Below are 26,920 nucleotides of genomic sequence, written 5' to 3'. Positions count from 1 at the left end.
CGATCCGTGGCGGGTGGCGCCGCGGCGCCCGCTACCGCTGCCTGGGCGCGGGCTTCTTGGCGGGCGTGGCGGGCTTCTTGGCGGGCGCGGCGGGCTTCTTGGCGGGCGCGGCCTTCTTCGTGGGCGCCGCCTTCTTCGTGAGCGCCGCCTTCTTCGTGAGCGCGGCGGGCTTCGCGGGCGCGGCGGGCTTCGCGGGCGCGGCGGGCTTCGCGGGCGCGGCGGGCTTCGCGGGCGCGGCGGGCTTCGCGGGCGCGGCGGGCTTCGCGGGCGCGGCGGGCTTCGCGGGCGCGGCGGGCTTCGCGGGCGCGGCGGGCTTCGCGGGCGCGGCGGGCTTCGCGGGCGCGGCGGGCTTCGCGGGCGCGGCGGGCTTCGCGGCGGGCGCGGCCTTCGTGGCGGGCGCGGCCTGCGTCGTCTTGCCTGCCGCCCGCGCGCGCATCTTGGCGATGTACCCGACCGCCTCGGCCGTCGCGCACGCGGTGTCGCCGTGGTCGACGGTCACCGGCCCGATCCGCCGGGCCGCGGCGGTCGCCGGGGCGGCCAGCTCGTCGGAGCGGCCGCCGATCGCGATCAGCGCGTTGTTCATGCCCTCGCGCGCGCGGTTGGGCGCGTCGTGGATCTTGCGCTCGATCACCGCCAGGTACGGCGTGAACGCGGCGTCGGCGATGTCGGGGTGGTGCAGCGCGAGGTTGGCCATCACGCTCCAGCCGCACCGCGCGACGTACTCGTCGGGCGACGCCACCCACTGCGCCATGCGGTCGATCGCGATCGGCGCGCGCGCGACCGCCGCGGCGACCAGATCGGCCACGACGTGGTAGCGGCACGACCCGGCCCACGCGTCGGCGGTGGTGGCGTCGAGCCGCGCCGGGTCGACGATCAGCGCCGCCAGCGTCCGCGCGTCGCTGTTACCGGTCGCCCACAGCCCGACCGCGAGGTCGAGGTCGGCGCCGATGCGCTTCGCCAGCGCGCGCAGCGTCGCGAACGACACGCCGAACAGCGGCGCGGGCGCCCCGTGCCGCAGGTAGGTCTTGCGCGTCTGCTCGCTGCCGGCGGCGGCGAGCTCCGCGAGCGCGGTGGCCACGTCCATGGTGTGACCGTGCCACGGGGGTGCGGGCCGTGTCACGCCCGGGCGCCACCGACGCACGAACCGCTGTCACCCGGGGCCGGCTGCGGTATCGTCCGCGCCTATGTCGGCACCCTGGGGACTCCGTCGCGCGTACCCGCGCGCGCTCGCACCGCTCGTCGTCGTCGGAGCGCTGGCCGCGTGCGGCGACGACGGCGGCACCAACCCGCCGCCGATCGACGCCGGCCCGTCGGTGACGACCGCCCACTGCAGCTTCGAGCCGGTGGCCGCGAACGCGTCGGTCGGCACCTCGGCCGCGGCCGCGCCGCTCTCGGCTGGCGCTGGCGAGGTCCCGCTCGACGTGCCGGTCGGCACCGCGCTCGGCGGCTACACCGCCCGCGGCGCGTTCCTCGGCATGGCCGACAAGGTCGACAACCGCGAGGTGCCCCTGGCCGGCGGCTTCTTCCCGTCGGTCGGCATCGAGAGCCGGCCGATGGCCAAGGCCCTGGCGCTGCGCGCCGGCGGCGAGACCGTGGTGTGGATCAAGATCGACGCGATCTTCGCGTACGAGGGCTTCGTGTTCGATCTCGAGCAGCGGCTCGGGGCCGAGTACCGCGGCAAGATCATCCTGTCGACCTCGCACAGCCACGCCGCCTGGGCCCAGTACACCTCGCACTCGCCGCTCAAGGTCGGCGCCAGCGAGCGCCGCAAGATCGTCGGCGATCGCATCCTGGCCGGCTGCGAGGCCGCGGCCCGGGCCGCGCTGGCCGATCTGCGCCCGGCCCGGATCGGCTTCGCCACCGACACCAACTTCGATCCGACCGACGCGATCTCGCGCGAGCGCCGCGGCGAGAACGACGCGCTGCCGGGCGGCAACCGCAAGGACGACCGCCTGCACCTGATCCGCGTCGACGCCGCCAACGGCGATCCGATCGCGATCGTCCCGATCTTCGGCATGCACGGCACGATCGGCGACGCCGACAACCCGATGGCGTCGACCGACGCCCCGGGCGCGATCGAGCGCATGCTCGAGGAGCAGTTCGATCGCGAGGTCGTCGTCATGCACGTGCAGAGCGCCGGCGCCGACGTGTCGCCGTCGGGCCACGGCTCGGTCGACTGCAACGTCCACCCCGGCAACCCCAGCGACCCCTGCTTCAACTTCCTCGCGACCGAGGGCAACGGCCGGGCCGCGGTGCCGATCCTGATGGCGGCGTGGACCGAGGCCGGCGCCGCCATGCAAGATCAGCTGGCGCTGTCGATGGTCACCCGCTCGATCGAGCTGGGCCCCAAGCCCGACACCTTCAAGATCCGCGGCGGCGCGCTCGCCTACGCGCCGTTCGATCTCGAGCGCGAGGCCGATCGCACGGTCTACGACGGCGACGGCGCGCTGGTGTCGCCGATCGACGAGTACAACGCCCCGGTCGGCGCGGCGCTGTGCGAGGGCGAGTCCGCGATGTTCCCGGCCGCGGCGATGCCCAACACCGACGGGCTCAAGACCTACGGCTCGTGCGTGCGGCTCGACATCGCCGGCGACGTCATCGGCCAGCTGCTGCGCCTCGACCTGTCCGACATCGGCGTCGACCGCCCGGCCTGCCAGACCACGCGCACGACGATCTCGGCGCTGCGCCTGGGCGACTACCTGGTCGCGACCATGCCGGGCGAGCTGTCGGTGCTCCTGTCCGACAAGCTGCGCGCGGCGTCGCCGGTCGACAGCGCGCACACCATCACCGTCGGCTACAGCCAGGGCCACGTCGGCTACATGCTGACGCCCGAGGACTGGCTGCTCGGCGGCTACGAGCCGAGCGTGACCTTCTGGGGCCCGCTCGAGAGCGAGTACATCGTCGAGCGCTCGGCCGAGCTCCTGCCGCTGGCGATGATGCCGATGCGCCTCGACGGCGCCGCCGCCGGCACCGATCGGATCGTGCCGCCGCCGGTCACCGACGGCTTCCCGATCGACAACCCCGCGACCCGGCGCGGCACGGTCCCGGCGACGGTGCCGGCGGACCTGTGGATGCGGGCCGGCCGCCCGGCCACGAGCCAGCCGCCGGCGACGGTCGCGCGGGTCAGCGGCCTGGCGACGTTCGTGTGGTACGGCGACGACCCGCAGGTCAAGACGCCGATCGTCACGCTCGAGCGCGAGGTCGGGCCGGCCTGGCAGCCGGTCCGGCGGCGCAGCGGCCGCCCGGTCGCGGACGCCGACGTGCTGGTCTACTACGCGCCGGTGCCGCTGATCCGCGAGAGCGCGCCGCAGGATCACGTCTGGGCGGTCGAGTGGCAGCCGGTGCCGTGGATCGGCTCGGGCGCGGTCGCGGACGGCCTCGAGCGCCGCGGCGCCACGCCGCTGGTCAACTACCGGTTCCACGTCGTCGGCGACGGCTGGGAGCTGTCGAGCGATCCGTTCCAGGTCGTGCCGGCGCCGCTGACCGTGACCGCGACCCGCACCAACACGCAGATCGCGGTCGAGGTGTCGCTGCACGCACCCCAGGGCTACCGCCTGCTCGACCTGACCAACGCCTCGAACCGGCCGGTGCGGCTCAAGAACAACGCGGTCACGGTCGTCGGCCGCGACGGCGGCGGCGCCACGGTCGGCGCGCCGCTGACCGCGACCACCAGCGCCGCGGGCCTGGCCACGGTGGACTTCGGCGCGGCGGCCGGCCAGGTGGTGTCGGTCACGGTCACCGACAGCGACGGCAACCACGGCGACGACGCCCTGTGACCGCGCGCGCCGCGCCGCGCTTCGAGTAGGATGCCCGCGGTGCCGCGCCCGCCCGACTCGACGATCGATCAGGTGCCCGAGGACCTCGAGCTGGCCTCGCCGCTGCGCGAGATCTCGCGCTACGTCGTCCTCGAGGAGCTCGGCGCCGGCGCGATGGGCGTGGTCTACAAGGCCCACGATCCCGACCTCGGGCGCATGGTCGCGATCAAGCTGGTCCACGCCGGCTCGTCGCCAGCGCGCTCGACCCGGCTCTTGCGCGAGGCCCAGGCGATCGCCCGGGTCGCGCACCCCAACATCGTCGCGATCTACGACGTCGGCCTCGTCGACGATCAGGTCTTCATCGCGATGGAGTACGTCGAGGGCATGCGCCTGCGCGACTGGATGGTCCAGGGCCCGCGGTCGTTGCGCGAGATCCTGCTGGTGTTCGAGCAGTGCGCGCGCGGGCTGGCGGCCGCCCACGACGCCGGCCTGGTCCACCGCGACTTCAAGCCCGAGAACGTGCTGTTCGGCGCCGACGGCCGGGTCCGGGTGCTCGATTTCGGCCTGGTGCGCTGGGCCGAGGACGAGGACGCGTCGCCGCCGATCACCGAGGCCGGCATCCTCGCGCTCGACCAGAGCATCACGCCGGCCGGCGCCGCGGTCGGCACGCCCCGGTACATGTCGCCCGAGCAGATCCGCGCGCGCCCGGTCGGACCCGCCGCCGACCAGTTCTCGTACTTCGTGTGCCTGTACGAGGCGGTCACCGGGCAGCGGCCGTTCCTCGGCGACAACATGGCGGTGCTGATGCGCGCGGTCACCGCCGGCGACGTGCGGCCGTTCCCGCCCTCGTGCGTGGCGCCCCGGTGGCTGCGCGCGGCGATCGAGCGCGGGCTCGCGGTCGACGCGGGTGCGCGCTGGCCGTCGATGCACGCGGTCGTGGCCGAGCTCGGGCGCGATCGCGAGGCCGCGCGCCGGGCCGCGCTCGACGGCTCGGGCTCGACCGAGCCGATGATCGCCGCGTTCCCGCCGCCCGACGATCTGTTCGTGGCGCGCCGGGTCGAGGAGATGCGCACGCAGCTCGAGCGCGCGTGGCAGCACAAGAGCCGCGGCAACCTCGGCGGCGCGCTGAAGATCGTCGTCGAGCTGGGGCCGCAGGTCGACGCGATCGGCTACCGGCCGCTGCGCGCCGCGACCTGCTACCTGCGCGGCAACCTGCAGTACCGCACCGGCGACGCCGCCAGCGCCCGGTCGACGCTGCTCGAGGCCGCGCGCGAGGCGGCCCGGGCCCGCGACGACTGGCAGGTCGCGAACGTGTGGACGTTCCTGGTGCTCGTGGTCGGGCTGGGCCTGGGCCGGTTCGAGGAGGCCGAGGGCCTGGTCGCGGCCGCCGAGGTCGCGCTCGAGCGCGTCGGCGAGAACGCGTCCTTGCGCTCGCGCCTGCTCAACAACTGGGGCACGTGCGAGCTGGCGCGGGGCCGCTACGGCGACGCCGCCGGCTGCTTCGCGCGCGCGGTCGAGCTCGACACGATCACTCACGGCGCCAACCACGGCTTCGTCGCGATGTCGCTCCTGCACCTGGCCGAGGCCCAGATCGCCGCCCGCCAGCTGCGCGACGCCGCGCTCACCCTCGAGCGCGCGGTCGTCGTGTGCCAGCCCGATCGCCACACGCCGACGCCGACCCGGCTGCGCTGCGTCGGGCTGCTCGGCCGCCTGCGCCTGGTCGAGGGCCGCCCGGTCGACGCGGTCGGCCCGCTCGAGCGCGCGGTCGCGGGCTGGGAGCGCATGGTCGGCCGCGAGCGCGCCCTGGGCGAGACCCTGCGCGACCTGGCCAACGCGCTCGGCGCCCTCGACGACGCCCGGGCCGACGCGGTCGCCGAGCGCGCCGATCGCCTGCTGGCGATCGCGCCGCCGCGCACGGCGTGAGCAACCGTCAGTCCAGGAACTCGAGGGCCTCGCCCGCGACCCCGGCCACGACGGCGATCGCGGCGACGGCGAGGAGCACGTGGACCGCGCCGGGCAGCGCCGTCCACTCGTCGTGCCAGCCCCCGGGCAGGACGGCGGTGGTGGCGGTGAAGTACAGGTCGGCGACGGGCCCCATCAGGCCGGTCGCCTGGATCAGCGCGATCGCGAGCAGGCCCAGGACGAGCGCGCCGCCGGCCATGAGCGCCCACGCGAACACGTGCGGGTGGGCGCGGCGGTAGCTCCGGTCGCGGCCGTAGTCGTCCCGGCGGTGGCGACGGTCGTCGTCGCGGCGCGAGCGGCCGCGGTCGTCGTCGTCCTCGCCGCGACCCGACCGGCCGGCGTCCCTGGCGGCGCCGGCGCGGCGCCGGTGGTGGTCGTCGTCGTCGTCGTCGTCGTCGCGACGCCACCGGCCGGAGTCGTCGGCGTCGCGGGGGCGGCGGCCGTCGCGGGCGCGGCGATCACGGTCGGGGCGGAGATCGTCGAAGAGGTCGAGGTCCATGGCGACCATTGTGGGTCGGCGATAACTGTGAACAATTAAAAATAATACAACTGAACATTCGTAAATAACGAATCGAGGCGACGCGGTCGGCGGCCTGGGTGTAAGCGCCGGCGGGCGGGCGCGTTGGGTAGCCGTGTCCACGGGTTCGTCCAGGCTCACTCCCGCGCTGCTCGCCGCGTTGCTCGCCCTGGCCACCGTGGCCAGCGCGTCTACGGCGCGGGCCCAGGCGGTCGCGGTCGATCCGGCCGCGGCCACCGCTGCGTCGCCGCCGCGGCCCCACGGGCACCCGCACGCCGGCTTCGGCGGCGGCGTGGCGTTCGGGTTCGAGCGTCAGCGCGGTCGCGACGACGGCTGGCTCGCGCGCATCGACTACGAGATGCTCCCGGTGCTGACCCCGCGCGGCCGGTTCGGCGGCTTCTTCGGGTTCCTGCCGGCGCTGCAGCTGTGGCGAGCCGGCGACGACTGGGGCGTCGGCGTCCCGTTCGCGTTCACGCTCGGCGTGCGCGCGCCCGGCCTGCGCGCCGGCGTGCTGTTCGGCGTCGAGGCGATGCTGGTCGACCAGGTCGCCGACGACACCGGCTTCGGCCTGTACGCGCCGCTGGCCGGCGCCCGGGTCAACCTCGACCTCGGCGGCTGGTACGCCGGCGCCGACGCCCGGGTCACGCGCCGCTGGCAGTTCGGCGCTCCCGACTACACCCAGTGGCAGGCCTCGGCCGTCCTCGGCTACACGTGGGAGACGCCGCTGCGCGCGCCGGTGCGGTGATCGCCGGGGACGGTGTCGACGCGGCGTCATGCGCCTGCGCGCGCCCGTCTCAGACGAGCGTCACCACGATGCTCGCGGCCATGGCGATCCATGGCGGGTTCCGACCGGCGAGGACCCGCGCGCGTTCCGAGCGGCTCCGATCGGGCCGCGACCTGGACGCTCCCCCAAAGTTGTCAAAGTTGACACCGTCCCCTCCAGAGTCAGGCGATCCGGCCGGCGCCGAGCTGCGCGCACAGCCTGGCGAGTTCGGCCAGCTCGCGCAGCCGCGCGCCGACCGCGCCCGGCGACATGTCGACGCCTCGCGGCATCGGCGACGGCGCGCGGGCGCTGAGATCGCGCATGGCGCGGAGCCGCGCGCTGACCTGCTCAGGCGTCGGGCTCGCCACGGGCGACCTCCTCGAGCCGCTGGACGTCGACCAGATCCTGGGGCCGCGCCGCCGCCAGCTTGAGCGTGATAAGGCCAGCCCGCGATACCACCCACAGCGACCGCGCCACCGCGTCGTCACTCGTGAACGCGACCTGCGTGCGGGTCCGCCACACCTCATCGAGGGCGCCGTCGGCCAGCAGCACGTCGAGCATGAGCGCGCTGTGGTCGGCGGCCAGCTTGGTGAACCGACGGATCGAGACGCCGGTGGCCTGGAAGGTCATCGGCAGCGCCTCGACCGTGAAGCCGCACCCGCGCACCGTCGTGCGCAACCGGGCGAGGTCCGCGCCCCGCGCCATCAGGTCGATGTCGCGCGTGGCCCGCGGCGCACCGTGGATCGCCAGGGCCACGCCGCCGCAGATGGCGTATTCGATCGCCGCCGCGTCGAGCGCGGCGGTCACGGCGACGACCTCGGCCAGCAGATCCACGTCCCGATGGTAGCGCAGCCCGGCGCCTCGATGGTCGCGACGGCCGATCGCGCGGCCGCGGCCGAGCCTTTGCTGCAGCGTTCGGCGATCGGCCTGCGCCAACGCCCTTGTTTCCCGCCACCCGGCACCGACGCGCACGCCGGGCGACGTCAGCTCACGCCTTGGGCCGCGCCCGCTTGGCCGGAGGCTTCTTGGGGGCGGCGCGCCGGGTCTGCGCCAGCGCGCTCCCGGCGGCGGTGCGCCCGGCGCGGCTGGTGTTCGGCTTGGCCAGGGCCCGTCCCGCCGAGCTCGCGACCCGCGGGCTGGTGGTCGCGGTCCGGCCCGACTGCGCCAGCGCGCTGCCAGCGGCCGACTTCGCCGAGGGGATGGTCTTCGTGCTGCGCAACGCGCGCGATGCCGCGGTCGCCGCGGCCGCGCCGGTCCGGCGGTTCTTGCGCAGCGTGCGGGACGGCGCGGCCGGGGTCGCCGTCGCGGCCTTGGCCCTCGTGGTGGTTCTGCGCGTGGTCGCCATGGCCGACAGCATAGCGGGCGTCGCCCGTCGGGGCGATCGACCCCGCGACCCGCGCGCTCGACCGGCGTCGACGACGGCCGCGTCGACCCCGGAGCGTCACGCGCATCGCGCGCACCTCGATCGGCGATCTTCGTGAACCGAACGCGCCCTCGCGACACATGACCGATGAACGCAACGTCCAAGGAGTCATCAATGTCACGGATCGCTCGTCGCTTCGCCGTCCTCGCCCGCCAGCTCTGCACCGGCGCCGCCCTCATGGGCGGCACGCTGGTCGCGGCCGCCGACACCACGCCGGCGCCGGCGCCCGCGCTGTGCGAGATCAACCAGTGCGTCGGCGTGCCGTCGCTCCTGCGCGCGGCGCTCGTCGATCGCGGCGCGGCCACGGCCCAGGCGGCGCGGATCCAGGTGGGCGCCGACGGCCGCGCGTCGCTCCGCGCGATCGTCACCAGCGCCGACGACGTCACCCGGCTGCGGGCCAGCGCGGCGGCGTCGCGGTCGACGATCGCGGTCGCGCCGATCCAGCTGCGGACCCAGCTGATCTATCAGGTCGTCGTGCCGATCGCGGTCGCGTCTCCCGCGCTGGTGAGCGTCCCGCCCACGACCACCGGGGGCGGCTTCGACTACTTTCTCGAGATCGATAGCATCGACGGCGGGGGCGACGACGGCGGCGGGAGCGGCACGCCACCGCCCGACGACACCGACGGTGGCAGCTCGGAGGGCGGCGAGGCCGAGCCGGTGTGCGTGACCGTGCTGGGCATCGAGATGTGCGTCTCCTAGAGCGCGCGGAGCGCCGCGTGCTCCGCGACCTGCTCGAGGAAGCTGCGCCGCACCTCGAGCTCGGCGATGCGCGCGGCGCGCTCGTCGAGCCGCGCCCGCGCCACCGCCGTCACGGCGCGGGCCTCGTCCGCGGCGCCGGTCGCGATCAGCGCCTCGGCCAGCGCCAGCCGGATCAGCGCCTCGCCCTGCTCGATGTTACCGAGCTCGGCGAGGATCGCGGCGGCGGCGCGCGCCTGCGCCAGCGCGTCGTCGGCGTGGCCCCCGGCGAGCAGCGCGCGGGCGTAGGCGGCGAGGGCGCACGCGCGCGTGGTCGGCACGTCGCGCGCGAGGTCGATCGCGATCCGCGCCTCCTCGCCGGCGCGCGCGAGGTCGCCGGCGCGGGTGTGCAGGAGCGTCAGGTAGAACCGGCTGCCGCCGGCGAGCCGGCCATCGCGCATGTCCTCGAACGCGCGCACCGTCTCCTCGAGCAGCGCCCGGGCCTCGGCGTGGCGGCCCTGGTGCATGAGCGCCACGCCCAGGTTCTGCTTGGCCGACCACACCAGGCGGGTCACGCCGACGCGCTCGGCCAGCGCCAGGCCCTTGCGCAGCGCCTGCTCGGCCTCGACGTGCATGCCGAGCTCGGTCGCCTGCAGCCAGCCGACGCTGATCGTCATCGTGCACGCCGAGCGCAGATCGCCGACCGCCTCGAAGCGCTGCGCCGCGAGCGCGTAGGAGCGCAGCGCGGCGTCCTGCGAGCCGTCGAACGCCAGCGCCCAGCCGCGGGCGCGCGCGGTCCACGCGTGGAGGACGTCGCCGGCGGGCAGCGTGGCCGCGGCGGCCTCGGCCCGCTCGACCACGCGCCAGGCCGCGGGGTGCTGGCCGGCGAAGGACAGGTGCTTGCCGGTGATCGCCGCGGCGCGCACGAAGCTGGCGCGCGCCGCGGGGTCGTCGGGCGGGGTCTCGAGCCAGGCGACCAGCCGCGTGAGCAGCGCGGGCGGCGCCGGCGTGCGCGCGTTCATCGTGTGGCGGAGGGCGTCGTACCAGCGCGCGCCCGCCACCGGCAGCTGCTCGAGCGCGGCGAGCCCGCTCTGCTCGGCGGCCTCGGTCGCGCCTTGCCAGACGTGGGCCTCGGCCTCGACCACCCGCAGCCGGCCGAGCAGGTCGCCGGTGGCGCCCAGCGCCCGGCCGCGGGCGGCGCGGTCGAGCGCGCCGACGTAGTCGTTGCCGTGGAGCGCGTCCTCGGCGGCGCGCGCGAACCACTCGCTGGCGCGCGGATCCGCGGCCTGCGCGAGGTGCTCGGCCAGCAAGAGCGGCTGGCGCTCGCCGGCGGCGATCAGCCACTCGGCCGCCAGGCGGTGGCCGAGGGCGCGGTCGTCGTCGGTGAGCATCGCCGCCGCCGCCTCGCGGAACAGCGCGTGGCGGAAGCCGTACTCGACCTCACCCGCGAACCGCGCCGGGCGGCGCCGGTTGATCAGCTCGCCGGACGCCAGCTCGTCGAGGATCTCGGCGACGACCCGCTCGTCGAGCCCGACCAGCGCGCGCACGCCGCCGCGCCAGAACACGTCGCCGAACACGCTGGCCGCGCGCACCACCCGGCGGGCGTCCGCCGTCAGCGCCGCGAGCCGGGCCTGGACCATCGCGACCACCGACGCCGGCACGCTGGCCCGCTGGCCGGCGGCGACCGCGCGGATGACCTCCTCGAGGTACAGCGCGTGCCCGCCGGCGCGCGCGCTGATCCACGCCAGCGTCGGCGCGTCGGCGGCGTCGCGCAACACCGCCCGGGCCAGCTCCTCGGACGCCTCGCGCGACAGCTCGCCGAGCGTGATCGTCTGGACGCTCCGCGCCGCCCACAGCCCCGGGAACAGGTCGCTGATCTCGGGGCGCCCGACGGCCACCACCACCAGCGGTTGATCGCGCAGGGCGCGCAGCGCGGCGTCGAGGAGCTTCACGCTGGGCGCGTCGCCCCAGTGCAGGTCCTCGATCACCAGCACCACCGGGTGGCTCGCGCACTCGGCGTGCAGCCAGTCCTCCCACGCCAGCGCCAGCTGGTCGCCCATGAGCAGCGGGCTGGCGCGCGCGGCGCGCAGCTCGTCGCTGTCGTCGGGCTGGGTCAGGCCGAGCAGCTCGGCCAGGAACGTCGTCACGCGCCCCAGCTCGGCGTCCGCGATGCGCGACGCGAGCGCCGCGGTGAGCAGCGCGCGCTGGACCTTGGCCGGCGCGCCCTCGGGCAGGTCGGCGGCGTGGCGGATGAGCTGCGCGGCCAGCACGTAGGGCGCGCCCCCGCTCATCGGCTCGCCGCGGCACCACAGGATCCGCGCCGGCGCGTCTCCCGCCGTCAGCCGGCGGCGCCACTCGTGGATCAGCCGCGACTTGCCGACGCCCGACGGCGCGGTGATCAGCAGCGCGCGCGCCCGCCCGCGGGCGGTGGCGTCGGCGAGCGCGGCGTCGAGCAGCGCCAGCTCGGCCGCGCGGCCGACGCACGGCGTGGCCTGGCCGACCAGCGTGCGCGGCCCGAGCTCGGACGGGCGCGCGCCGATCAGCCGGGTGCCGCGCGGATCGACCGCCAGCTCGAACCGGCCCTCGAGCAGCGCCGCGGTCACGTCGTCGAGCCAGACGCCGGCGCCGTGCGCGCCGAGCAGGCGCGCGCCGCGGTCGATGACCTCGCCGACCGGCAGCGTCGCGCCGACCACGCCCGGGCCCGTCGCCACGACCATCGGCGCGCCCGGCACGAGCGTGTGCAGCGCGAGGGCGAGGCGGGCGGCGTTGCCGGCCAGATCGATCGCGGGGCCGTGCGCCACCAGCGCGGCCACCAGCGTCTCGCCAGCGACCCGCTCGAGCGTCGTGCCGAACCGCCGCGCCAGCGCGCGCACGCGCTGATCGTCGCCCGCGCGCGCGTGGGCCGCGAGCACGAGCGTCACCACCCGCTGCTCGCTGGTCGACAGCGCCGGGGCCTCGCCCGGGGGCGCGGCCGCGCCGGTCGCCGAGTCGAGCCCGCGCAGCGCGTGGGCCACCGCCGCCGCCGACGCTGGTCGATCGTCGGGCGCCTTGGCCAGGAGGTGTCCGACCAGCGCGTCGAGCGCCGGCGGCGCCTCGGCGCGGGCGTCGCGCACCCGCGGCGGATCGAGGTACAGCACCCGGGCCAGCACCGCCAGCACCTGTTCGGCGACGAACGCCGGGCGCCCGACCAGGCACTCGTAGAGCACGCAGCCCAGCGCGAACAGATCGGCGCGGCCGTCGAGCGCGGCGCCGAGCACCTGCTCGGGCGCCATGTACGACGGCGTGCCCACGACCGCGCCGGTCCGGGTGAGCCGACCCAGGCTCACGGCGTCGCGCCGGGCGACCCCGAAGTCGAGCAGCGTGGCCCGCGCGACCTCGCCGTCGGGCAGGAAGACGTTGGCCGGCTTGAGATCGCGGTGGACGACGCCGTGGGCGTGGACCTCGGCCAGCGCCTCGGCCAGCCGGGTCGCGACCACGACGGCCTCGGCGACGGTCAGGCCCTGGCGCCGCAGCCGCGCGCCCAGATCCTCGCCGTCGAGCCACGCCATCGCGAGGTAGGGCTGGCCGCTGGCGGTGCGCCCGTGGGCGACGTAGCGCACGATCGCCGGGTGGCGCAGCTCGCCCAGGATCCGGGCCTCGCGCGCGAACCGTGCGTCGTCGGCGTCGTTGCCCTGGGCCAGCAGCTTCAGCGCGACCGCGTCGCCGCTGGCGCGATCGCGGGCCCGGTAGACCACGCCCATGCCGCCCTCGCCGATCTTGCGCTCGACGATGAACCGGTCGATCTCCGGCGGCGCGGCCTCGGTGCCGAGCACCGCGGCGAGCACGCCGTGGAGCCGCAGCCGCCGGGTCAGCACCTCGTCGGGCTCGGGCCGCGCCGCCCGCAGCGCCGCGTCGAGCGTCCGCGCGGACTCGGGAGGATCGGGATCCGCCATCACCGCGAGTATGGCGGAACCGTCGGGTCGGTGGCGACCCCGCGAGGTCGACGGCCGCGCGCGCGGTCCACCGGGGCGAGGTGCCCCCGTCCCCCTCCGCCGGCCCGGCCGTCACCAGACGGTCGTCGCGCCGCGCTTGACCTTGAACAGGTGGCGGCCGGTGGCGGTGAAGGTCCGCACGGTCACCTGCTTGGCCGGCGAGTTCTTGGTGACCTTCTTGGCGTCGCCGTCGACGTCGGCGGCGAAGCTGATGACGTCGCCCGCGGTCGGCGTCACGCCCGGCGGCAGCTCGGCGAACGTCGCGGCCACGGTCAGCTTGAACTCGCGCTCGCCGGACTTGCAGTTCTGCTGGTAGATCAGCCGGCCATTGTCGTCGATGCGGTCGATGCGGTTGGTCGTGCGGCAGGCGTACGAGTAGCGCTCGGCGTCGGTGCGGGTCGCGGTGATCACGTCGCCCTTGACCGCGGTGACCTTGAACTCGCGGAAGCCGGCCAGCTTGGGCTCCTCGGCCGGCGGCCCGAAGCCGAAGGTCTTCTCGACGTTCTCGATCCGCAGCTGCGCGCGCGGCTCGAGCTGCGCGGACGTGCGCTTGGTCAGCTCGGCCAGCTTGGCGCGGGTGGCGCCCTCGTCGCCGGTCACGGTCGGCCAGGCCACGCGGCTGGCCGACATGTGGCCCTCGCTCCAGATGCTGGTGAACGGCGTCGTCGCGACGCCGCCGCGGCTGGCGACGCGCGCGCAGTAGCTGCTGCGCTCGAGCGCGACGTCGTCGCTGAGCTCGCGGGTGCCGTCGCGCATCTGCCCCAGCGCGGGGAACTGATCGCGCGGGAACGCGGTCCAGCCGTGGGGCGAGCCGTTGTGGAACGCGACCGCGTGGGCGATCACGGTGGCGCGGAAGCCGACCGGGCCGAACGGATCCTTGTCGATCGGCAGGCCGGCCGCGGTCATCGCGTCCTCGAACTGCGCCGCGACAGCGACGTAGCCCGCCATGCGCTCATAGTAGTTGGTGAGCCCGTCGACCCGGGCCAGCTCGGGGGCGAGCCGGGCCGCGGCGTCGGCGTGGGCCTTCCGGCTCGCCGCGAACTCGGCCACGCAGCTCTGCTCCCACGAGCGGTTGAACGCCGCCTGGGTCATGGCCTCGGCGTTCTCGCTGGCGTTGGTCCAGTCCTTGGTGCGCCAGAACAGGATCCAGGTCGGATCGGGGTTGGGGCTCTGCCACAGGAGGTCGCGGCCGACCGCGGCCTTGGCGCGCTCGTAGATCTGATCCTGGCGCTCGTTGGCGATGAGCTGGTACAGCGCGGCGAGCTCCAGGCTCGAGTAGTACGGCGCGAGGTCGCCGACCGGCTTCGACGGCGGCGCGTCGGGGCTGGGCGCGGCCGCGGTGCTCGGGGCGCCGGAGCTGCGCGCGCCGCCTGAGGACGTGCCGCCGGGCAGGGTGACATCGCCGGGCAGCTTCATGTCACAAGCCGCGAGCGTGAGCGTCGAGAGCGAGAGTGCGATGGTCGACTTCATGCCCGCACCCACAGCAACCTTCACGCCAGCGCAACCGCTCGATCTCAGGCCGGCCGGGCCGCGGTGTCGGGCCGCGGCGGACCCAGGTGGGCGAGCCGCTGGGTCGCGCTCGGCCCACCCGCGCCGGCGGGTCACTCGGGCAGCTTGCAGTGCTTCCACCAGCCGTCGACCGAGACCACCGCGCCCGCCAGCGGGTGGCCCGGCGGCACCAGGCAGTTCGCCACCATCGTGCCGTCGAGGATCGCGCTGCCGTCGTCGCGCTTGCCGGCGGCGCGCAGCTCGACCCGCATCGCCGGGCAGGTCGCTGGCACCAGCACCACCAGCGGCTGACCGGGCGGCGCCAGCTCGAGCCGCGGGCCGTCGATCGGATCGACCGCGGCCCGGACCAGCACGTCGCCGCCGTTGGTCAGCGTGATCGCCCGGCCGTCGGCCTCGGCCGCGCAGCTGCCCAGGCGCTGGCGCCAGTCGATCGCCTGGCCCTTGATCGACACCGCGCCGCGCACGGTCGTGCCCAGGCACGAGCGGTACGCCATCGTGATCGCGACCGCCGGCAAGACGAAGCCGACCAGCGTGACGCCGACCATCGTCAGCGACAGGCGGCGGCCGCTGACCGGCGGGTCGCGTCGCTCGGGCGGGTCGGGTCGCGCGGGCGGGTCGGGTTGCGCGGGCGGGTCGGGTCGCGCGGGCGGGTCGGGCTGGTCGGTCATGTCAGGCCTTGGCCACGGCCGCGTTCCATCGCGCCAGGTGGGCGTCGACGGTGGCGCGGTCGCCGGTCGGGTGGAACCGGCGCTGCTCGCGCCAGGTGGCGCGGATCGCGTCCTTGTCGGGCCACACCCCGGCGCCGAGGCCGGCGAGGAACGCGGCGCCGAGCGCGGTGGTCTCGACCAGCTCGGGCCGGCTGATCTCGACGCCGAGCACGTCGGCCTGGAACTGCATCAGCAGATCGTTGGCCGCGGCGCCGCCGTCGACCCGCAGCGTGGTCAGCGTGCGCCCGGAGTCGGCCTCCATCGCGCGCAGGATGTCGACGTTCTGCAGCGCGACGCCCTCGAGCGTGGCCCGGGCCAGGTGGGCGCGGGTGGTGCCGCGGGTCAGCCCGGTGATCAGGCCGCGGGCGTCGGGCCGCCAGTGCGGCGCGCCGAGCCCCGTGAACGCCGGCACGACGACGACGCCGCCGGAGTCGGGCACCGACGCCGCGAGCGCCTCGACCTCCTTGGCCGACTCGAAGAACCCGAGGCCGTCGCGCAGCCACTGCACCGCGGCGCCGGCGATGAACGCCGAGCCCTCGAGGGCGTAGGCCAGCTCGCCCGGGATCTGCCAGGCGATCGTCGTCAGCAGCCCGGCCTTCGACGCCACCGGGGTCGCGCCGGTGTTCATCAGGATGAACGCGCCGGTGCCGTAGGTGCACTTGGCCTGGCCGGGCTCGAAGCAGATCTGGCCGAACAGCGCCGAGTGCTGGTCGCCGGCGAGGCCGGCGATCGCGACGCCGTCGGGCAGGCCCGGCACGCCGCGGGTGGTGCCGCACACGCCGGCCGACGGCACGACCGTCGGCAGCAGGCTGGGCTCGACGCCGAGCAGCGCGCACTGCTCCTCGGACCAGGCCCGGGTGTGCAGATCGAACAGCAGCGTGCGCGACGCGTTGGTGACGTCGGTGGCGTGGACCGCGCCGCCGGTCAGGCGCCACAGCAGGTAGCTGTCGACGGTGCCGAACGCCAGCTCGCCGCGCTTGGCCGCCGCGGCGACCGCCGGATCGTTGCGGAGGATCCAGCCGACCTTGGTGCCCGAGAAGTACGGATCGAGCGTGAGCCCGGTGCGCGCGCGGACCACGGCCTCGTGGCCCGCGGCCTTGAGCGCGGCGCAGGTGTCGGCGGTGCGCCGATCCTGCCAGACGATCGCGCGGTGGACCGCCCGGCCGCTGGCCCGGTCCCAGACGATCGTGGTCTCGCGCTGGTTGGTGATGCCGATCGCGGCGATCGCCGCCGGCGCGATCGCGGCTGCGGCCAGGGCCTGGCCGAGCGCGTCGACCACCGACGCCCAGATCTCGTCGGGCTCGTGCTCGACCCAGCCGGGCTGCGGGTAGTGCTGCGCGAACTCGCGGTAGCCGCGCCCGACCACGCGCAGGGTCTCGTCGAGGACGAGCACGGTGCTGCCGGTGGTGCCCTGGTCGATCGCGATGACGTGCCGCATGACGTCGTGTATCACGAGCCGCGCAGGTAGCGCGCGCACCAGGTCCCGACCTCGGCCGCGACGATCGTGCGCTCGACGTCGACGCTGATCAGGTGGAAGCTGTCGGGGAGGATCCGCAGCCGCGGCACCGTGCCGACCCGCGCCGCGATCCGGTGGGCCGACGCCACCGGCGCGGTGTGGTCGTGGGTCGCGTGCAGGATCAGCAGCGGCGCCCGCACCTCGGGCAGCGCGGCGTCGACGACCTCCATGAACGTGAGCAGCTCGCCCAGCGCCGACACCGGGAAGCCGCGGTAGCACGGGTTCTCGGCCCGGACCTTGGGGTCGCGCACGTCGGAGCCGCCGAGCTTGGGGAGGGTCCGGACGCGCCCAGCCAGCGGCCCGCGGGTGAGCGCGCGCGCGACCACTCCGCCCAGACCCTCGAGCCACAGCGGCGCCGCCAGCGACGCGACCGCCGCCGGGCGCCGGCGCGTCGCCAGGTGTAGCGCCAGCAGCCCGCCGAGCGACTGCCCGACCACCGCGACCCGGTCGCAGCGCCCGGCGAGGTCGTCGTAGGCCGCGACCACGGCGTCGCTCCATCCCCGCCAGGTCGCACCGTATAGATCGTCGATCCGGGTCGCGTGGCCGGGCAGGGCCAGGCCGCGGACCGTCATGCCCCGGGCGGCCAGGCTGTCGCCCAGGTATCGCATCTCGTACGGCGTCCCGGTAAACCCATGGATACAAAGGACGCCGCGTCGATCGCCGGGGAGGAAGAAGGGGGCGCCGAGCACGGGGGCATGCTAGCCGTTCGGTCCGCGCGCGGTAGTTTGCTTGCGCACATTGACACGGGCGATCGGCGTTGCTTTGATCCCCTGGAGAATCGCGCGCTTCCGATGAGCGAGTGGAAGACCCGCATCACCAAGGTCCAGGTCGTCAAGCCCAAAGCAGAGGCTGGCGAGGCGTGTCTCGTGCTCGTGTATCCACCGGGCGCGGACATGGGCAAGAAGTTCCCGCTGTCGCGCTCGGAGATCGTGCTCGGCCGCGGCAGCGACTGTGACATCCAGGTCGATCGCGACTCGGTGTCGCGCCGCCACGCGCGGGTGTTCCGCCAGGCCGACCAGTGGATGGTCGAGGATCTGCAGTCGACCAACGGCAGCTACGTCAACGACGTGCCGGTGCAGCGGTCGATCCTCAAGGACAACGACTTCCTGAAGATCGGCGCCGCGATCTTCAAGTTCCTGTCGGGCGCCGGCGTCGAGTCGTCGTACTACGAGGAGATCTACCGGATGACCATCATCGATGGTCTCACCGGGTGCCACAACAAGCGGGCGTTCCTCGAGTTCCTCGAGCGCGAGATCGCGCGGTGCGCGCGCCACCGGCGGCCGCTGTCGCTCTTGATGTTCGACATCGACCACTTCAAGAACATCAACGACACCCACGGCCACCTGACCGGCGACGCGGTGCTCAAGGAGCTGTCGAAGCGGCTGCTCGCGCGGGTCCGGCGCGAGGAGCTGCTGGCCCGCTACGGCGGCGAGGAGTTCGCCGCGGTCCTGCCCGAGACCGACCACGCCGGCGCGATGATCTTCGGCGAGCAGATCCGCCGGCTGATCGCCGACGAGCCGTTCGAGTACGAGGGCGATCGGTTCCCGGTCACGATCTCGGTCGGGGTCGCCACCGTCGAGGGCGAGGACATCGATCCGCCCGGCTTCATCAAGATGTCCGACGAGAACCTGTACCGGGCCAAGCGCGAGGGGCGCAACCGCGTGATCGGCTGAGCCGCGGGGGCACGCGGCCTGGGCCGCGACCGCGCGATCGAGCTCGACCGGATCGTGGGCGCAACCGCGTGATCGGCTGAGCCGCGGGGGCACGCGGCCTGGGCCGCGACCGCGCGATCGAGCTCGACCGGATCGTGGGCGCAACCGCGTGATCGGCTGAGCCGCGGGGGCACGCGGCCTGGGCCGCGACCGCGCGATCGACCTCGACCTGAGCGTGGGCGCAGCGGTTCGCCCCGGCGGCCCGTGGTCGGGCCGCGCGCCGCGCCGCGTGAGGCGGCGCGCCGGCTCAGGTCGCCAGCGGGATCGTCAGCACGAACCGGGCGCCGCCGGTCGGGGCGCGGTCAGCGGCCACGTCGAGGGTGCCGCCGTGCTCGAGCGCGATCTTCTTGGCGATCGCCAGGCCCAGGCCGGTGCCGGTGGCCTTGGTCGTCACGTAGGGCTCGAAGATCTTGGCGCGGGCCTCGGCGCTGACGCCCTTGCCCTCGTCGTCGATCGTGACCTCGACGTGGTCGCGCAGCGCGCGCCAGGCCACGGTCACCGCGCCGGCGCGGCCGGCCTCCTGGCCGGCGTGCATGCCGTTCTCGACCAGGTTGGCGAGCACGCGCTTGAGCAGCAGCTTGTCGGCGCGCACCAGGACCGGCGCCTCGGGCGCGACGATCTCGAGCCGGGTCGCCACGGTCGGATCGAGGCGGAGCTCCTCGACCAGCTCGACCAGCGGCATCGGCGCGGCCTCGACCCGGGGCAGCTGGCCGAGCGTGCGGAAGGTGTCGACCAGCCGGCGTAGGCTGGCGATCTCCTCCTCGACGATCTCGCCGGTGTCGGCGAGCAGGCGCTTCATCCGCGGGTCGTCGCCCTGGTAGGCCGCGACGCACTGCTGGACCGCGAGCTGGATCGGCGTGAGCGGGTTCTTGATCTCGTGGGCCAGCCGGCGCGCGACGTCCTGCCAGGCGCCGATGCGCTGCAGGTACTCGATCTCGGTCCGCTGGCGGCTGAGGTCGTCGAGCATCGTGTCGAACGCGGTGCCCAGCTCGGACATCTCGTCGGCGCCGTGCAGGCGCACGCGGGCCTCGGGCTGGCCGCGCGAGACCGCGCGCGCGACCTCGACCAGCGCCGCGATCCGCCCGGTCACGCGCCGGGCCGCGAACAGGCCCACCCCGATCGCGGCCAGCGCCGAGATGCCGACGATCGCCAGGAACGCGAGCACGTACCCGTCGGACAGCGCGCTGCGGTTCTTGGCCACGGTCCGGGCCGCCGCCAGCGAGTCGGCCAGCTGCCGCAGCTCCTGCTGCAGCCCGGCCGGCACCAGCACGCCGACCTCGAGCGAGCCGCCGGCGGCGAGCGGGAACTTGATCGTCTTGATCTCGCTGCCGGCCGGGGGCGCGCGCTGGGCCCGCGTGACCTCGTGGCCGGCGCGATCGATGTACGCCAGGAGCGCGACGTCGGGCTCGGCCGCGAGCGTCCGCTCGAGGGCGCCGGGATCGAGCGCCGCGATGCCGTCGTCGTCGACCAGCCGCCGCGCGATCTCGTTGAGGTGCAGCTTCTTGGTCTCGATCAGCTCGCGGTAGGTGCGCAGCGCCCGCTCGAGCGAGCGGTTGCGCGACGCGGCCTCGACCGCGGCGAAGTTGGCGGCCAGGCGCGACACGCGCGTGATCAGGTAGGCCGACGCCGCCGCCGGGATCAAGACGACCACGAGCAACAGCGCGACCAGCTTGATCTGCAGGCTCAGCCCGCGCCCGAACCGCGGCTTGGCGCTCACGGCGTCGGCCTGCGCCGGAAGAACGGCTGCGACTGCAGGCGCAGGACCCGATCGGCGTCGGGCACCTTGAGGTTGACGAACACCGACACGAACGAGCCGAAGAACGAGCCGCCGCGATCGAGGCCGCCGCCGGCGCCGTCCGACAGCCAGCGCCGGACCTCGGCCATGGTCTCGGCGCTGACCGGGTTGAGCTCGGCCACGACCGCCAGCTCGTACTGGCGCTCGAACGGGATGCTGGCGACGTCGGCGATCGCCACCTGGTCGAGGTTGGTCACGAGCTTGAGCGCCTCGGCCTTGTACTTGACCCGGTACAGGCGCCGGCCGCCGGGGCCGCTCAGCGCGATCTCGTAGATCTCGCCCCACAGGTCGTAGACGACCTCGCGGTGCAGGAGCTGGAACGAGATCGGCCGCTTGCTGCCCTTCGGGAACACCCACAGCCGGATGACCACCGTCGACAGGAGCCCGTCGTCGAGCCGATCGTACGCGCGCTTGTCGAACAGGCTGGTGATGTCGGTCGTGACCGACAGCGTCGTGCCGCGCTCGCCGAACCGCATCGTGCGCACGACCGGGCCGTCGTCGGCGACCGCCGCCGTCGCCAGCGCCGCCGCGAGCGCGGCCGCCACCAGCGCGGCGCCGCGCCCGGCCCGCGCCGCGGTCACCATCGCGGCACGCGCCCGAGGCCGTTGGCGATCGAGAACTCGAACACGCCGATCTCGGTGTCGATGCGCAGGCCGACGTCGACCACGGCGTCGACCGGCAACGCCGACCACCAGCCGCGATCGCGCACCCGCAGCTCGTCGGTCGTGGCCAGGCCCCACAGCCCGACCGCGACGAACACGTCGCCGCCGTAGATCCGGTTGGGCCGGCGCCACCACCGGTACGCGTACTCGGCCACGACCGAGCCGCCGAGCTCGCCGTAGACCGCGTCGGCGTTGTCGGTGCCCAGCAGATCGAGCGGCGCGGTCAGCGCGGTCGTCATGCCCAGCACCCGCGGCGACAGCATCCGATCGACGTCGCCGATGTGGAGGCGATCGAACCGGGGCGCGTCGCCGATGACCGTGCCGCCGGCGAGGCGCAGGCCGATCGCGTGGCGCCGGGTCAGCGGCCAGAACCGATCGTAGCGGCCCAGCAGCACCGCGAAGTCGTAGCTGCCGCCGAGCAGCGACGTGCCCAGCTCGCCGACCACCTCGACCCGGGTGCCCCGGTGCGGCAGCGCCGGATCGGGGCGGTTGTCGCGCACCAGCCCGAACCCGAACGACACCACCCGGCTGTCGCCGCGGCGCAGGCCCAGATCGATCGCCGCGACCCGGCCGTCGGGCAGCGTCCGCGTCGGCGCGATCGGCACCGCGGCGTCGATGGCCTCGACCCGGACGTCGGCGGACAGCGAGGTCAGCGCCGACAGCGCCAGGCTCGGCCCGGCCCGCCCGCCCAGGCGCCGGTACGCGAACGCGCGCAGGTCGTCGGGCTCGCCGGTGCCGGCCGGGCCGGTGACGCGGAACGGCTCGCTGCCGTGCTGCCCGGTCATCGCGACGTGGGCGCCCCAGCGGCTGCCGCGCAGCGCCGGCGCCGCCAGCCGCAGCTCGCCGGCCCACTGCGCGCGCGCCCCGGTGATCGAGCCCGGGCTGGCGTAGACCGCGCCGCCGCCGACGACGAGGCCGGTGCCGGCGAAGTTGCGATCGCTGACGTCGGCGCCGAGCCACCACGGCGCCACCGCGCTCGAGCCGAACCACATCCGGTTGAGCGCGACGGTGCCGCGCTCGGCCACGGTGATCGAGACGATGACCCGGCCGTGGGCGCTGCCCTTGCGCAGCGCGACGTCGACCTCGCGGAAGTAGCCGAGCGCCAGCAGCTTCCAGTGGGCGCGGGCCAGGCGCGGGTCGCTCGGGCGCAGCATGTCGCCGCGCGAGAACGGCAGCGCGCGCTCGATCACCCGCCGGGCGGTCGACCGGTTGCCGACCACGACGATGTCCTCGATCTGGACGACGGGCCCGATCGACGCGCCGAGCGTGGTGCCGATGTCGCCCGAGGAGCCCTCGGGATCGAGCACGTCGTCGGGCAGCGGCGCGCCCGGCGACGGCGCGCCCAGCGGCGGGGCGGGCTGGGCGCGGGCGTCCCGGTCGCCGCCGACGACCAGGGCGATCGCGGCCGCGCACGCGAAGACCGAGGAGCGGCGCCGCACCCGCGTACGGTAACGCGCGCGCGCCGCCGCCGCCAACGCGCAGCCCGGAATCGCCGTGCGCGGGCGCGCCGCCGGCGCGGTACCCTGGCGCCATGACGACCCTCGCGCGCCTCGCTGTCGTGGCCCTGATCACGCTGACCGCCTGCACCGACGTCCGCGACTTCGACGGCGCCTGGGCCGGGCCCCGGGTCGGCGACACGCCGGTCGTGCGGGTCGGCGTCGCCGGCGACGCCACGGCGCGGCTGACGATCGCGACGGTCGATCGGTTCGGGCTGACCGGCACGCTCGAGGTCACCGGGTTGTGCGCCGCGGCCGCGGTCACGCCGCTGCCCGGGGCCGAGGCCGATCGCCTGGCCAGCCTGACCTTCGACGGCGCGCCGCTGCGCGTGTACCTGAGCCTGGTCGCGACCGTCGACGGCGGCGGCGACGCGCTGGCCGTCATCGCGCTGTTCGACGACGGGCGGATCGAGGTGCGGCTGATCCGGGGCGGCGGCCAGCCGGTCTACGCGATCTTCGATCTCCGCCGATGACGCGGCGGTCGCGCCGATCTCGTATACTCGGCGCGTGCTGTGTCCGCACTGCGGGGCCGAGACCGTCGCCGACGCGCGCTTCTGCGGGGCGTGCGGGCGCGCCACCGCCGCGACCGAGCCGTCCTACAAGGACCTGAACCCGCCGGGGCCGCCGGGCGCGGGCGACCTCACCGGGCGCGACATCGCCGGGCGCTACCGCGTGCTGTCCAAGCTCGGCGAGGGCGGCATGGGCGCGGTCTACCGCGGCGAGCAGATCTCGCTCAAGCGCACGGTCGCGATCAAGGTGTTGCGACCCGAGCTGTCGGCCAACCCCGGGCTGGTCCGGCGGTTCAACGCCGAGGCCGAGCTCGCGGCCAAGCTCAGCCACCCCAACACCGTCAACATCTACGACTTCGGCCAGGACGGCACCGGCGCGCTGTTCATCGCGATGGAGTACCTCGAGGGCCGATCGCTGCGGCAGGTCGTGACCACCGAGGGGCCGCTGCCGCCGGCGCGGGCGCTGGCGATCGGCCGGCAGATCGCGGCGTCGCTGTCCGACGCGCACGGCCACGGCATCGTCCACCGCGATCTCAAGCCCGACAACGTCATGTTGACCGAGCGCGGCCGGGAGCACGACGTGGTCCGCGTGCTCGACTTCGGCATCGCCAAGCTGCGCGACGACAACCGCCAGACCGTCAACGCGATGACCCAGGCCGGCGACCTCGTCGGCACGCCGCAGTACATGGCGCCCGAGCAGATCCGCGGCGACGAGGTCGACGGCCGCACCGACGTCTACGCGCTCGGCGCGATGCTCTACGAGATGGTCACCGGGCGCTTGCCGTTCGAGGGGCCGACCGTGATGGCGGTGCTGTCGAAGCACCTGACCGAGACCCCGCCGCCGCCGACCGCGCGCCGGCCTGACCTGGGGCTGGCGCCGGCGCTCGACTCGTTGATCATGGCGGCGCTGGCCAAGGAGCCGAGCCAGCGGCCACCATCGATGGATCACTACGCCGAGCAGATGGCGGCGCTGGCGCCGCACGTCGGCGGCACCGCGGCCGGCTTCGGCGGACCGATGGGGCACGCGTCGACGGCGATGGCGGTGCCGTCGCCGGTGCCCGGGTTCGCGTCGACGGCCGCGCCGCCCGGGCCGCCGCCAGCGGGGCCGGCGCCGAGCCGCCCGGGGATGATGGGGCCGCCGGTCGGTCCGCCGCCCGGCGTGCCGCGGTCGTACCCGCCGGGCGTGCTGACGCCGCGGCCGATGCCCCAGCCGTATCCGCCGATGGCGCCGGCGCCGTATCCGTCGATGGCGCCCGCGCGCCGGGGCTCGCTCCTGTGGCTGTGGATCTTGCTCGGGCTGCTGGCCGCGGGCGGTATCGCCGCGGCGGTGGTGATCAGCCAGCAGCGGTCGACCAAGCCGTCGACGACGGCCGACGACGGCGACGACGACGACGTCAACGACTGGAACGTCGGGCCGGGGCCGACGCCGCCGCCACCGCCGCCGGCGGCGGCCTGGGGCACGTTCCGCGATCCCGACGCCGGCTGGCAGATCGAGGTCCCGCCGGGCCTGCCGACGTCGCCGAACGTGCTGGCCGACGGCACGCGCCTGTTCGCCGGCTTCCACAAGGGCTCGGCCACCGGCGTCGCGATGTACGCCCTGCCGGGCGACGCCCGCGGCGCGGACGACGACGCGCTGGCGACGGTCGCCGAGTCGGTCGCGACCTCGCTCGGGGCCACGCTGCTCGATCACGGCCCGGTCACCGACGGCGCCGGCCGCTACGTCAGCATCCTGGTCAAGGACAGCGAGCGGGTCGAGATGCGGTTCTTCGTCGGCTCGACCCAGCTGCTCGCCGCGCTCTACAGCGTCACCGGCGACTTCGACGGCCAGCGCGCGATCCGGGCGCGGTTCTTCGCCAGCGTCGTGTTGCCGTGAGATCGGTCGCGGCCGCCATGGCCGCGCTCGTGCTCGCGGCCGCGCCGGCGGCGGCCCAGGTGGCGCCGCCGGCGGAGGCGGCCGCGCCGGCGGCGGCCCAGGTGGCGCCGCCAGCGGAGGCGGCCGCGCCGGCGGCGGCCCAGGTGGCGCCGCCAGCGGGCGTGGGCTGTGAGCCCGACCTCGTCGAGCGCGAGCGCCGCATCCTCGACGACGAGGCCACGAGCGCGGCCCACTGGAACCTGGGCTGGACGATCGCCTTCGGCGTGTTCACCGTCGGCCAGGTCGGACTGGCGCTGCTCGAGTTCTCGCCCGGACGCGAGTTCGGTCCCCCGGTGGCGGCGGCGCTCTACACCGGCGCCGGCAAGGCGGCGATCGGCATGGCGTCGCGCCTGATCCTGCCGGTGCGGATCCCGCGGGTGCGCGCGTCGGGCGACGCCTGCGTCGACGCCGCCGCGATCGATCGCGCGCGCGCGGTGGCCGGGCGCAAGGAGCGCAACGCCTTCTGGCTGCAGCTCGGCGGCGGCGCCGCGCTGCACCTCGTGACCGGGACCTACCTGGTCGTGGTCGAGGACTCGTGGCGCGACGCGCTCATGTCGCTGGCGCTCGGCGCGGTGGTGTCGGGCGTGACGTTGTACACGCTGCCCAAGCAGAGCTGGCGGCACCGACGGCCGGTGCTGGTGACCCCGACGGCCACCGCCGACTCGGTCGGGCTGGCGGTGGTCGGCGCGTTCTGATCGGCGTACCGTCACGCGCATGACCGCCGAAGCCAAGGCCGCCATCCGCCTGACCCAGTTCGCGCGCGGCGGTGGTTGAGCCGCCAAGCTCCGCTTGCCGGACCTCGTGCAGGTCCTCGATCACGACGCGCCCGCGGGCGCGGACGGCGGAGCCCTGTCCGGGATCGTCGTCGATCACCGCGCCAAGGATGACGCCGCGGTGGTGGCGGGGCCGCGCCCGGGCTACGGGCTGGTGCTGACCGCCGACGTGATCGCGCCGCTGGTCGACGACCCCGAGGCGTTCGGCGCGATCGCCGCGTGCAACTCGCTGTCCGACGTCTACGCGATGGGCGGCGAGCCGAAATACGCGCTCAACCTGGCGTTCTTCCCCGATGACAAGCTCGCGCTCGACGTGCTCGTGGCGATCCAGCGCGGCGCCGCCGCGGTCTGCCGCGCCGCCGGCGTGGCCGTGGTCGGCGGCCACACCGTGCGCGATCCCGAGCTCAAGTTCGGCCTGTCGGTCACCGGCGAGGTCGCGCTCGACGCGATCTGGGCCAACACCGCGGCCCAGGCCGGCCAGGTGCTGGTGCTGACGAAGGCGCTCGGCACCGGCGTGCTCGGCCAGGCGATCAAGCAGGGCGCCGCGTCGGCGGCCGAGACCGCGGCGGCGATCGCGTCGATGACGACGCTCAACCGCGACGCCGCGGCGGTCGGCCGCGCCCACGGCGTCACCGCCGCGACCGACATCACCGGCTTCGGCCTGATCGGGCACCTGCGCAACATCGTCCGCGGCAGCGGCCTGGCGGCGACCGTGACCGCCGCCGCGCTGCCGGTGTTGCCCGGCGTGGACGACCACATCGTCGCCGGGCGCGTGCCCGGCGGCAGCAAGACCAACCGCACGTTCCTCGAGCCCGGCGTCGCCTGGCGCGGCCCCGACGCCGACCGCGACCGCGTGTTGACGATCGCGTGTGACGCCCAGACCAGCGGCGGCCTGCTCTTGTGCGTGCCGCCCGACCGGGCCGACGCCGCGGTCGCGGCGCTGCGCGCCTGCGGCTTGCCGGCTGCGGCGATCGGCGTGTTGCACGCGCCGCAGCCGGCCGACGCCGCGCAGCCGATCGCGATCGCCTGAGTCTCCTGGGCGGCCTGTCGCCAGGCCTCCCCTCGTCGGGGCAAGCCCGGCGCGCCTCCCCTCCAGAACACCGACCGGGTCGAAGTGCCTGCTGCGACGCGACCTGGCGGGCACCTCCGGGCGTACGTCCGATGCTCGCTCGTCACGTAGGTCCCTACGCTCCTCGCTGCGCTTCGGGCGTGCGCCGGATCAGTCGCCGTTCGCACGTCCGCGTCTCGCGAAAGCATTCAAAC

General features: G+C 75.2%; 22 protein-coding genes. 9 read left to right on the top strand and 13 right to left on the bottom strand.

Going from position 1 to position 26,920, the window contains the following annotated elements; translation table 11 throughout:
* Positions 1-31: 31 nt before the first annotated feature.
* Entirely contained in the window at positions 32-1,084 is a 1,053-nt protein-coding gene (locus tag IPL61_23400) for a DNA alkylation repair protein (protein MBK9034171.1), read from the bottom strand.
* A gap of 100 nt (positions 1,085-1,184) precedes the next feature.
* Here IPL61_23400 and IPL61_23395 point away from each other — a divergent pair, with 100 nt between their 5' ends.
* Together IPL61_23395 and IPL61_23390 are read left to right on the top strand one after the other, a co-directional pair.
* Entirely contained in the window at positions 1,185-3,776 is a 2,592-nt protein-coding gene (locus IPL61_23395) for a neutral/alkaline non-lysosomal ceramidase N-terminal domain-containing protein (GenBank protein ID MBK9034170.1), read from the top strand.
* 39 nt (positions 3,777-3,815) lie between these two features.
* The gene (locus IPL61_23390; protein ID MBK9034169.1) at positions 3,816-5,678 is read left to right on the top strand and encodes a serine/threonine protein kinase; all 1,863 of its coding nucleotides are present in this window, start codon (positions 3,816-3,818) and stop codon (positions 5,676-5,678) included.
* A gap of 7 nt (positions 5,679-5,685) precedes the next feature.
* Here IPL61_23390 and IPL61_23385 read toward each other — a convergent pair whose 3' ends face one another.
* A complete protein-coding gene (locus tag IPL61_23385) occupies positions 5,686-6,216 on the bottom strand; it encodes a hypothetical protein (protein MBK9034168.1) in 531 nt (176 codons plus the stop codon).
* A gap of 133 nt (positions 6,217-6,349) precedes the next feature.
* On the opposite strand from IPL61_23385, the gene IPL61_23380 reads away from it, so the two are divergent.
* The gene (locus IPL61_23380; protein ID MBK9034167.1) at positions 6,350-6,979 is read left to right on the top strand and encodes a hypothetical protein; all 630 of its coding nucleotides are present in this window, start codon (positions 6,350-6,352) and stop codon (positions 6,977-6,979) included.
* A 200-nt stretch (positions 6,980-7,179) separates the two neighbouring features.
* On the opposite strand, the gene IPL61_23375 is transcribed toward IPL61_23380, so the two are convergent.
* The 3 genes from IPL61_23375 to IPL61_23365 are packed head-to-tail and all read right to left on the bottom strand — an operon-like array spanning position 7,180 to position 8,342.
* Complete coding sequence (locus tag IPL61_23375; protein ID MBK9034166.1) at positions 7,180-7,320, bottom strand: hypothetical protein; 141 nt, start codon at positions 7,318-7,320, stop codon at positions 7,180-7,182.
* A 25-nt stretch (positions 7,321-7,345) separates the two neighbouring features.
* Entirely contained in the window at positions 7,346-7,969 is a 624-nt protein-coding gene (locus IPL61_23370) for a nucleotidyl transferase AbiEii/AbiGii toxin family protein (GenBank protein MBK9034165.1), read from the bottom strand.
* 16 nt (positions 7,970-7,985) lie between these two features.
* The gene (locus tag IPL61_23365; GenBank protein ID MBK9034164.1) at positions 7,986-8,342 is read right to left on the bottom strand and encodes a hypothetical protein; all 357 of its coding nucleotides are present in this window, start codon (positions 8,340-8,342) and stop codon (positions 7,986-7,988) included.
* A gap of 192 nt (positions 8,343-8,534) precedes the next feature.
* On the opposite strand from IPL61_23365, the gene IPL61_23360 reads away from it, so the two are divergent.
* Positions 8,535-9,119 (top strand): hypothetical protein, encoded by a 585-nt coding sequence (locus tag IPL61_23360; GenBank protein MBK9034163.1) that lies wholly within the window; start codon positions 8,535-8,537, stop codon positions 9,117-9,119.
* Here the strand turns inward: IPL61_23360 and IPL61_23355 are convergent.
* The 5 genes from IPL61_23355 to IPL61_23335 form a co-directional block, all read right to left on the bottom strand.
* The gene (locus IPL61_23355; GenBank protein ID MBK9034162.1) at positions 9,116-13,027 is read right to left on the bottom strand and encodes a protein kinase; all 3,912 of its coding nucleotides are present in this window, start codon (positions 13,025-13,027) and stop codon (positions 9,116-9,118) included. The genes IPL61_23360 and IPL61_23355 overlap by 4 nt on opposite strands.
* A gap of 111 nt (positions 13,028-13,138) precedes the next feature.
* Positions 13,139-14,536, bottom strand: coding sequence for a hypothetical protein (locus IPL61_23350; GenBank protein MBK9034161.1), 1,398 nt, complete (start codon positions 14,534-14,536; stop codon positions 13,139-13,141).
* A 131-nt stretch (positions 14,537-14,667) separates the two neighbouring features.
* A complete protein-coding gene (locus tag IPL61_23345) occupies positions 14,668-15,243 on the bottom strand; it encodes a hypothetical protein (GenBank protein MBK9034160.1) in 576 nt (191 codons plus the stop codon).
* Position 15,244: 1 nt separating this feature from the next.
* On the bottom strand, positions 15,245-16,720 hold the full coding sequence (glpK, locus tag IPL61_23340) for a glycerol kinase GlpK (protein MBK9034159.1): 1,476 nt from the start codon (positions 16,718-16,720) through the stop codon (positions 15,245-15,247).
* An 11-nt stretch (positions 16,721-16,731) separates the two neighbouring features.
* Positions 16,732-17,487, bottom strand: coding sequence for an alpha/beta fold hydrolase (locus tag IPL61_23335; GenBank protein ID MBK9034158.1), 756 nt, complete (start codon positions 17,485-17,487; stop codon positions 16,732-16,734).
* 102 nt (positions 17,488-17,589) lie between these two features.
* On the opposite strand from IPL61_23335, the gene IPL61_23330 reads away from it, so the two are divergent.
* Entirely contained in the window at positions 17,590-18,471 is an 882-nt protein-coding gene (locus IPL61_23330) for a diguanylate cyclase (protein MBK9034157.1), read from the top strand.
* Between the two features lie 286 nt (positions 18,472-18,757).
* Here the strand turns inward: IPL61_23330 and IPL61_23325 are convergent, their stop codons facing one another.
* Genes IPL61_23325 through IPL61_23315 form a run of 3 tightly spaced genes read right to left on the bottom strand, consistent with a single transcriptional unit; the run spans position 18,758 to position 22,406 of the window.
* Complete coding sequence (locus tag IPL61_23325) at positions 18,758-20,227, bottom strand: HAMP domain-containing protein (GenBank protein ID MBK9034156.1); 1,470 nt, start codon at positions 20,225-20,227, stop codon at positions 18,758-18,760.
* A complete protein-coding gene (locus tag IPL61_23320) occupies positions 20,224-20,889 on the bottom strand; it encodes a hypothetical protein (protein MBK9034155.1) in 666 nt (221 codons plus the stop codon). Before IPL61_23320 ends, IPL61_23325 begins: the two co-directional genes overlap by 4 nt.
* Positions 20,883-22,406: a BamA/TamA family outer membrane protein gene (locus tag IPL61_23315; GenBank protein MBK9034154.1), complete on the bottom strand. Its 1,524-nt coding sequence runs from the start codon at positions 22,404-22,406 to the stop codon at positions 20,883-20,885. Before IPL61_23315 ends, IPL61_23320 begins: the two co-directional genes overlap by 7 nt.
* A gap of 92 nt (positions 22,407-22,498) precedes the next feature.
* Here IPL61_23315 and IPL61_23310 point away from each other — a divergent pair, with 92 nt between their 5' ends.
* The 4 genes from IPL61_23310 to selD all read left to right on the top strand — a co-directional run bounded on the left by IPL61_23310 (position 22,499) and on the right by selD (position 26,687).
* Entirely contained in the window at positions 22,499-22,936 is a 438-nt protein-coding gene (locus tag IPL61_23310; GenBank protein MBK9034153.1) for a hypothetical protein, read from the top strand.
* Positions 22,937-22,970: 34 nt separating this feature from the next.
* Positions 22,971-24,845: a protein kinase gene (locus IPL61_23305; GenBank protein MBK9034152.1), complete on the top strand. Its 1,875-nt coding sequence runs from the start codon at positions 22,971-22,973 to the stop codon at positions 24,843-24,845.
* Positions 24,842-25,579, top strand: a complete 738-nt coding sequence (locus tag IPL61_23300; protein ID MBK9034151.1) for a hypothetical protein — start codon at positions 24,842-24,844, stop codon at positions 25,577-25,579. The genes IPL61_23305 and IPL61_23300 overlap by 4 nt, the downstream gene beginning before the upstream one ends.
* A gap of 94 nt (positions 25,580-25,673) precedes the next feature.
* Complete coding sequence (gene selD, locus IPL61_23295; GenBank protein ID MBK9034150.1) at positions 25,674-26,687, top strand: selenide, water dikinase SelD; 1,014 nt, start codon at positions 25,674-25,676, stop codon at positions 26,685-26,687.
* Positions 26,688-26,920: the final 233 nt, after the last annotated feature.

The organism is Myxococcales bacterium, from assembly GCA_016717005.1.
Lineage (GTDB): Bacteria > Myxococcota_A > Polyangia > Haliangiales > Haliangiaceae > UBA2376.
The sequence above is the reverse complement of the archived record's forward strand: the minus strand, read 5'-3'. Positions and strand labels throughout refer to the sequence as shown.

Bases quoted from the DNA above. Each gene is read 5' to 3' on its own strand.
- IPL61_23395 (MBK9034170.1), top strand. From the start codon at position 1,185: ATGTCGGCACCCTGGGGACTCCGTCGCGCGTACCCGCGCGCGCTCGCA.
- IPL61_23385 (MBK9034168.1), bottom strand. From the start codon at position 6,216: ATGGACCTCGACCTCTTCGACGATCTCCGCCCCGACCGTGATCGCCGC.
- IPL61_23400 (MBK9034171.1), bottom strand. From the start codon at position 1,084: ATGGACGTGGCCACCGCGCTCGCGGAGCTCGCCGCCGCCGGCAGCGAG.
- IPL61_23345 (MBK9034160.1), bottom strand. From the start codon at position 15,243: ATGACCGACCAGCCCGACCCGCCCGCGCGACCCGACCCGCCCGCGCAA.
- IPL61_23320 (MBK9034155.1), bottom strand. From the start codon at position 20,889: ATGGTGACCGCGGCGCGGGCCGGGCGCGGCGCCGCGCTGGTGGCGGCC.
- IPL61_23355 (MBK9034162.1), bottom strand. From the start codon at position 13,027: ATGGCGGATCCCGATCCTCCCGAGTCCGCGCGGACGCTCGACGCGGCG.
- IPL61_23375 (MBK9034166.1), bottom strand. From the start codon at position 7,320: ATGCGCGATCTCAGCGCCCGCGCGCCGTCGCCGATGCCGCGAGGCGTC.
- IPL61_23330 (MBK9034157.1), top strand. From the start codon at position 17,590: ATGAGCGAGTGGAAGACCCGCATCACCAAGGTCCAGGTCGTCAAGCCC.
- IPL61_23310 (MBK9034153.1), top strand. From the start codon at position 22,499: ATGACGACCCTCGCGCGCCTCGCTGTCGTGGCCCTGATCACGCTGACC.
- IPL61_23360 (MBK9034163.1), top strand. From the start codon at position 8,535: ATGTCACGGATCGCTCGTCGCTTCGCCGTCCTCGCCCGCCAGCTCTGC.
- IPL61_23350 (MBK9034161.1), bottom strand. From the start codon at position 14,536: ATGAAGTCGACCATCGCACTCTCGCTCTCGACGCTCACGCTCGCGGCT.
- glpK (MBK9034159.1), bottom strand. From the start codon at position 16,720: ATGCGGCACGTCATCGCGATCGACCAGGGCACCACCGGCAGCACCGTG.
- IPL61_23365 (MBK9034164.1), bottom strand. From the start codon at position 8,342: ATGGCGACCACGCGCAGAACCACCACGAGGGCCAAGGCCGCGACGGCG.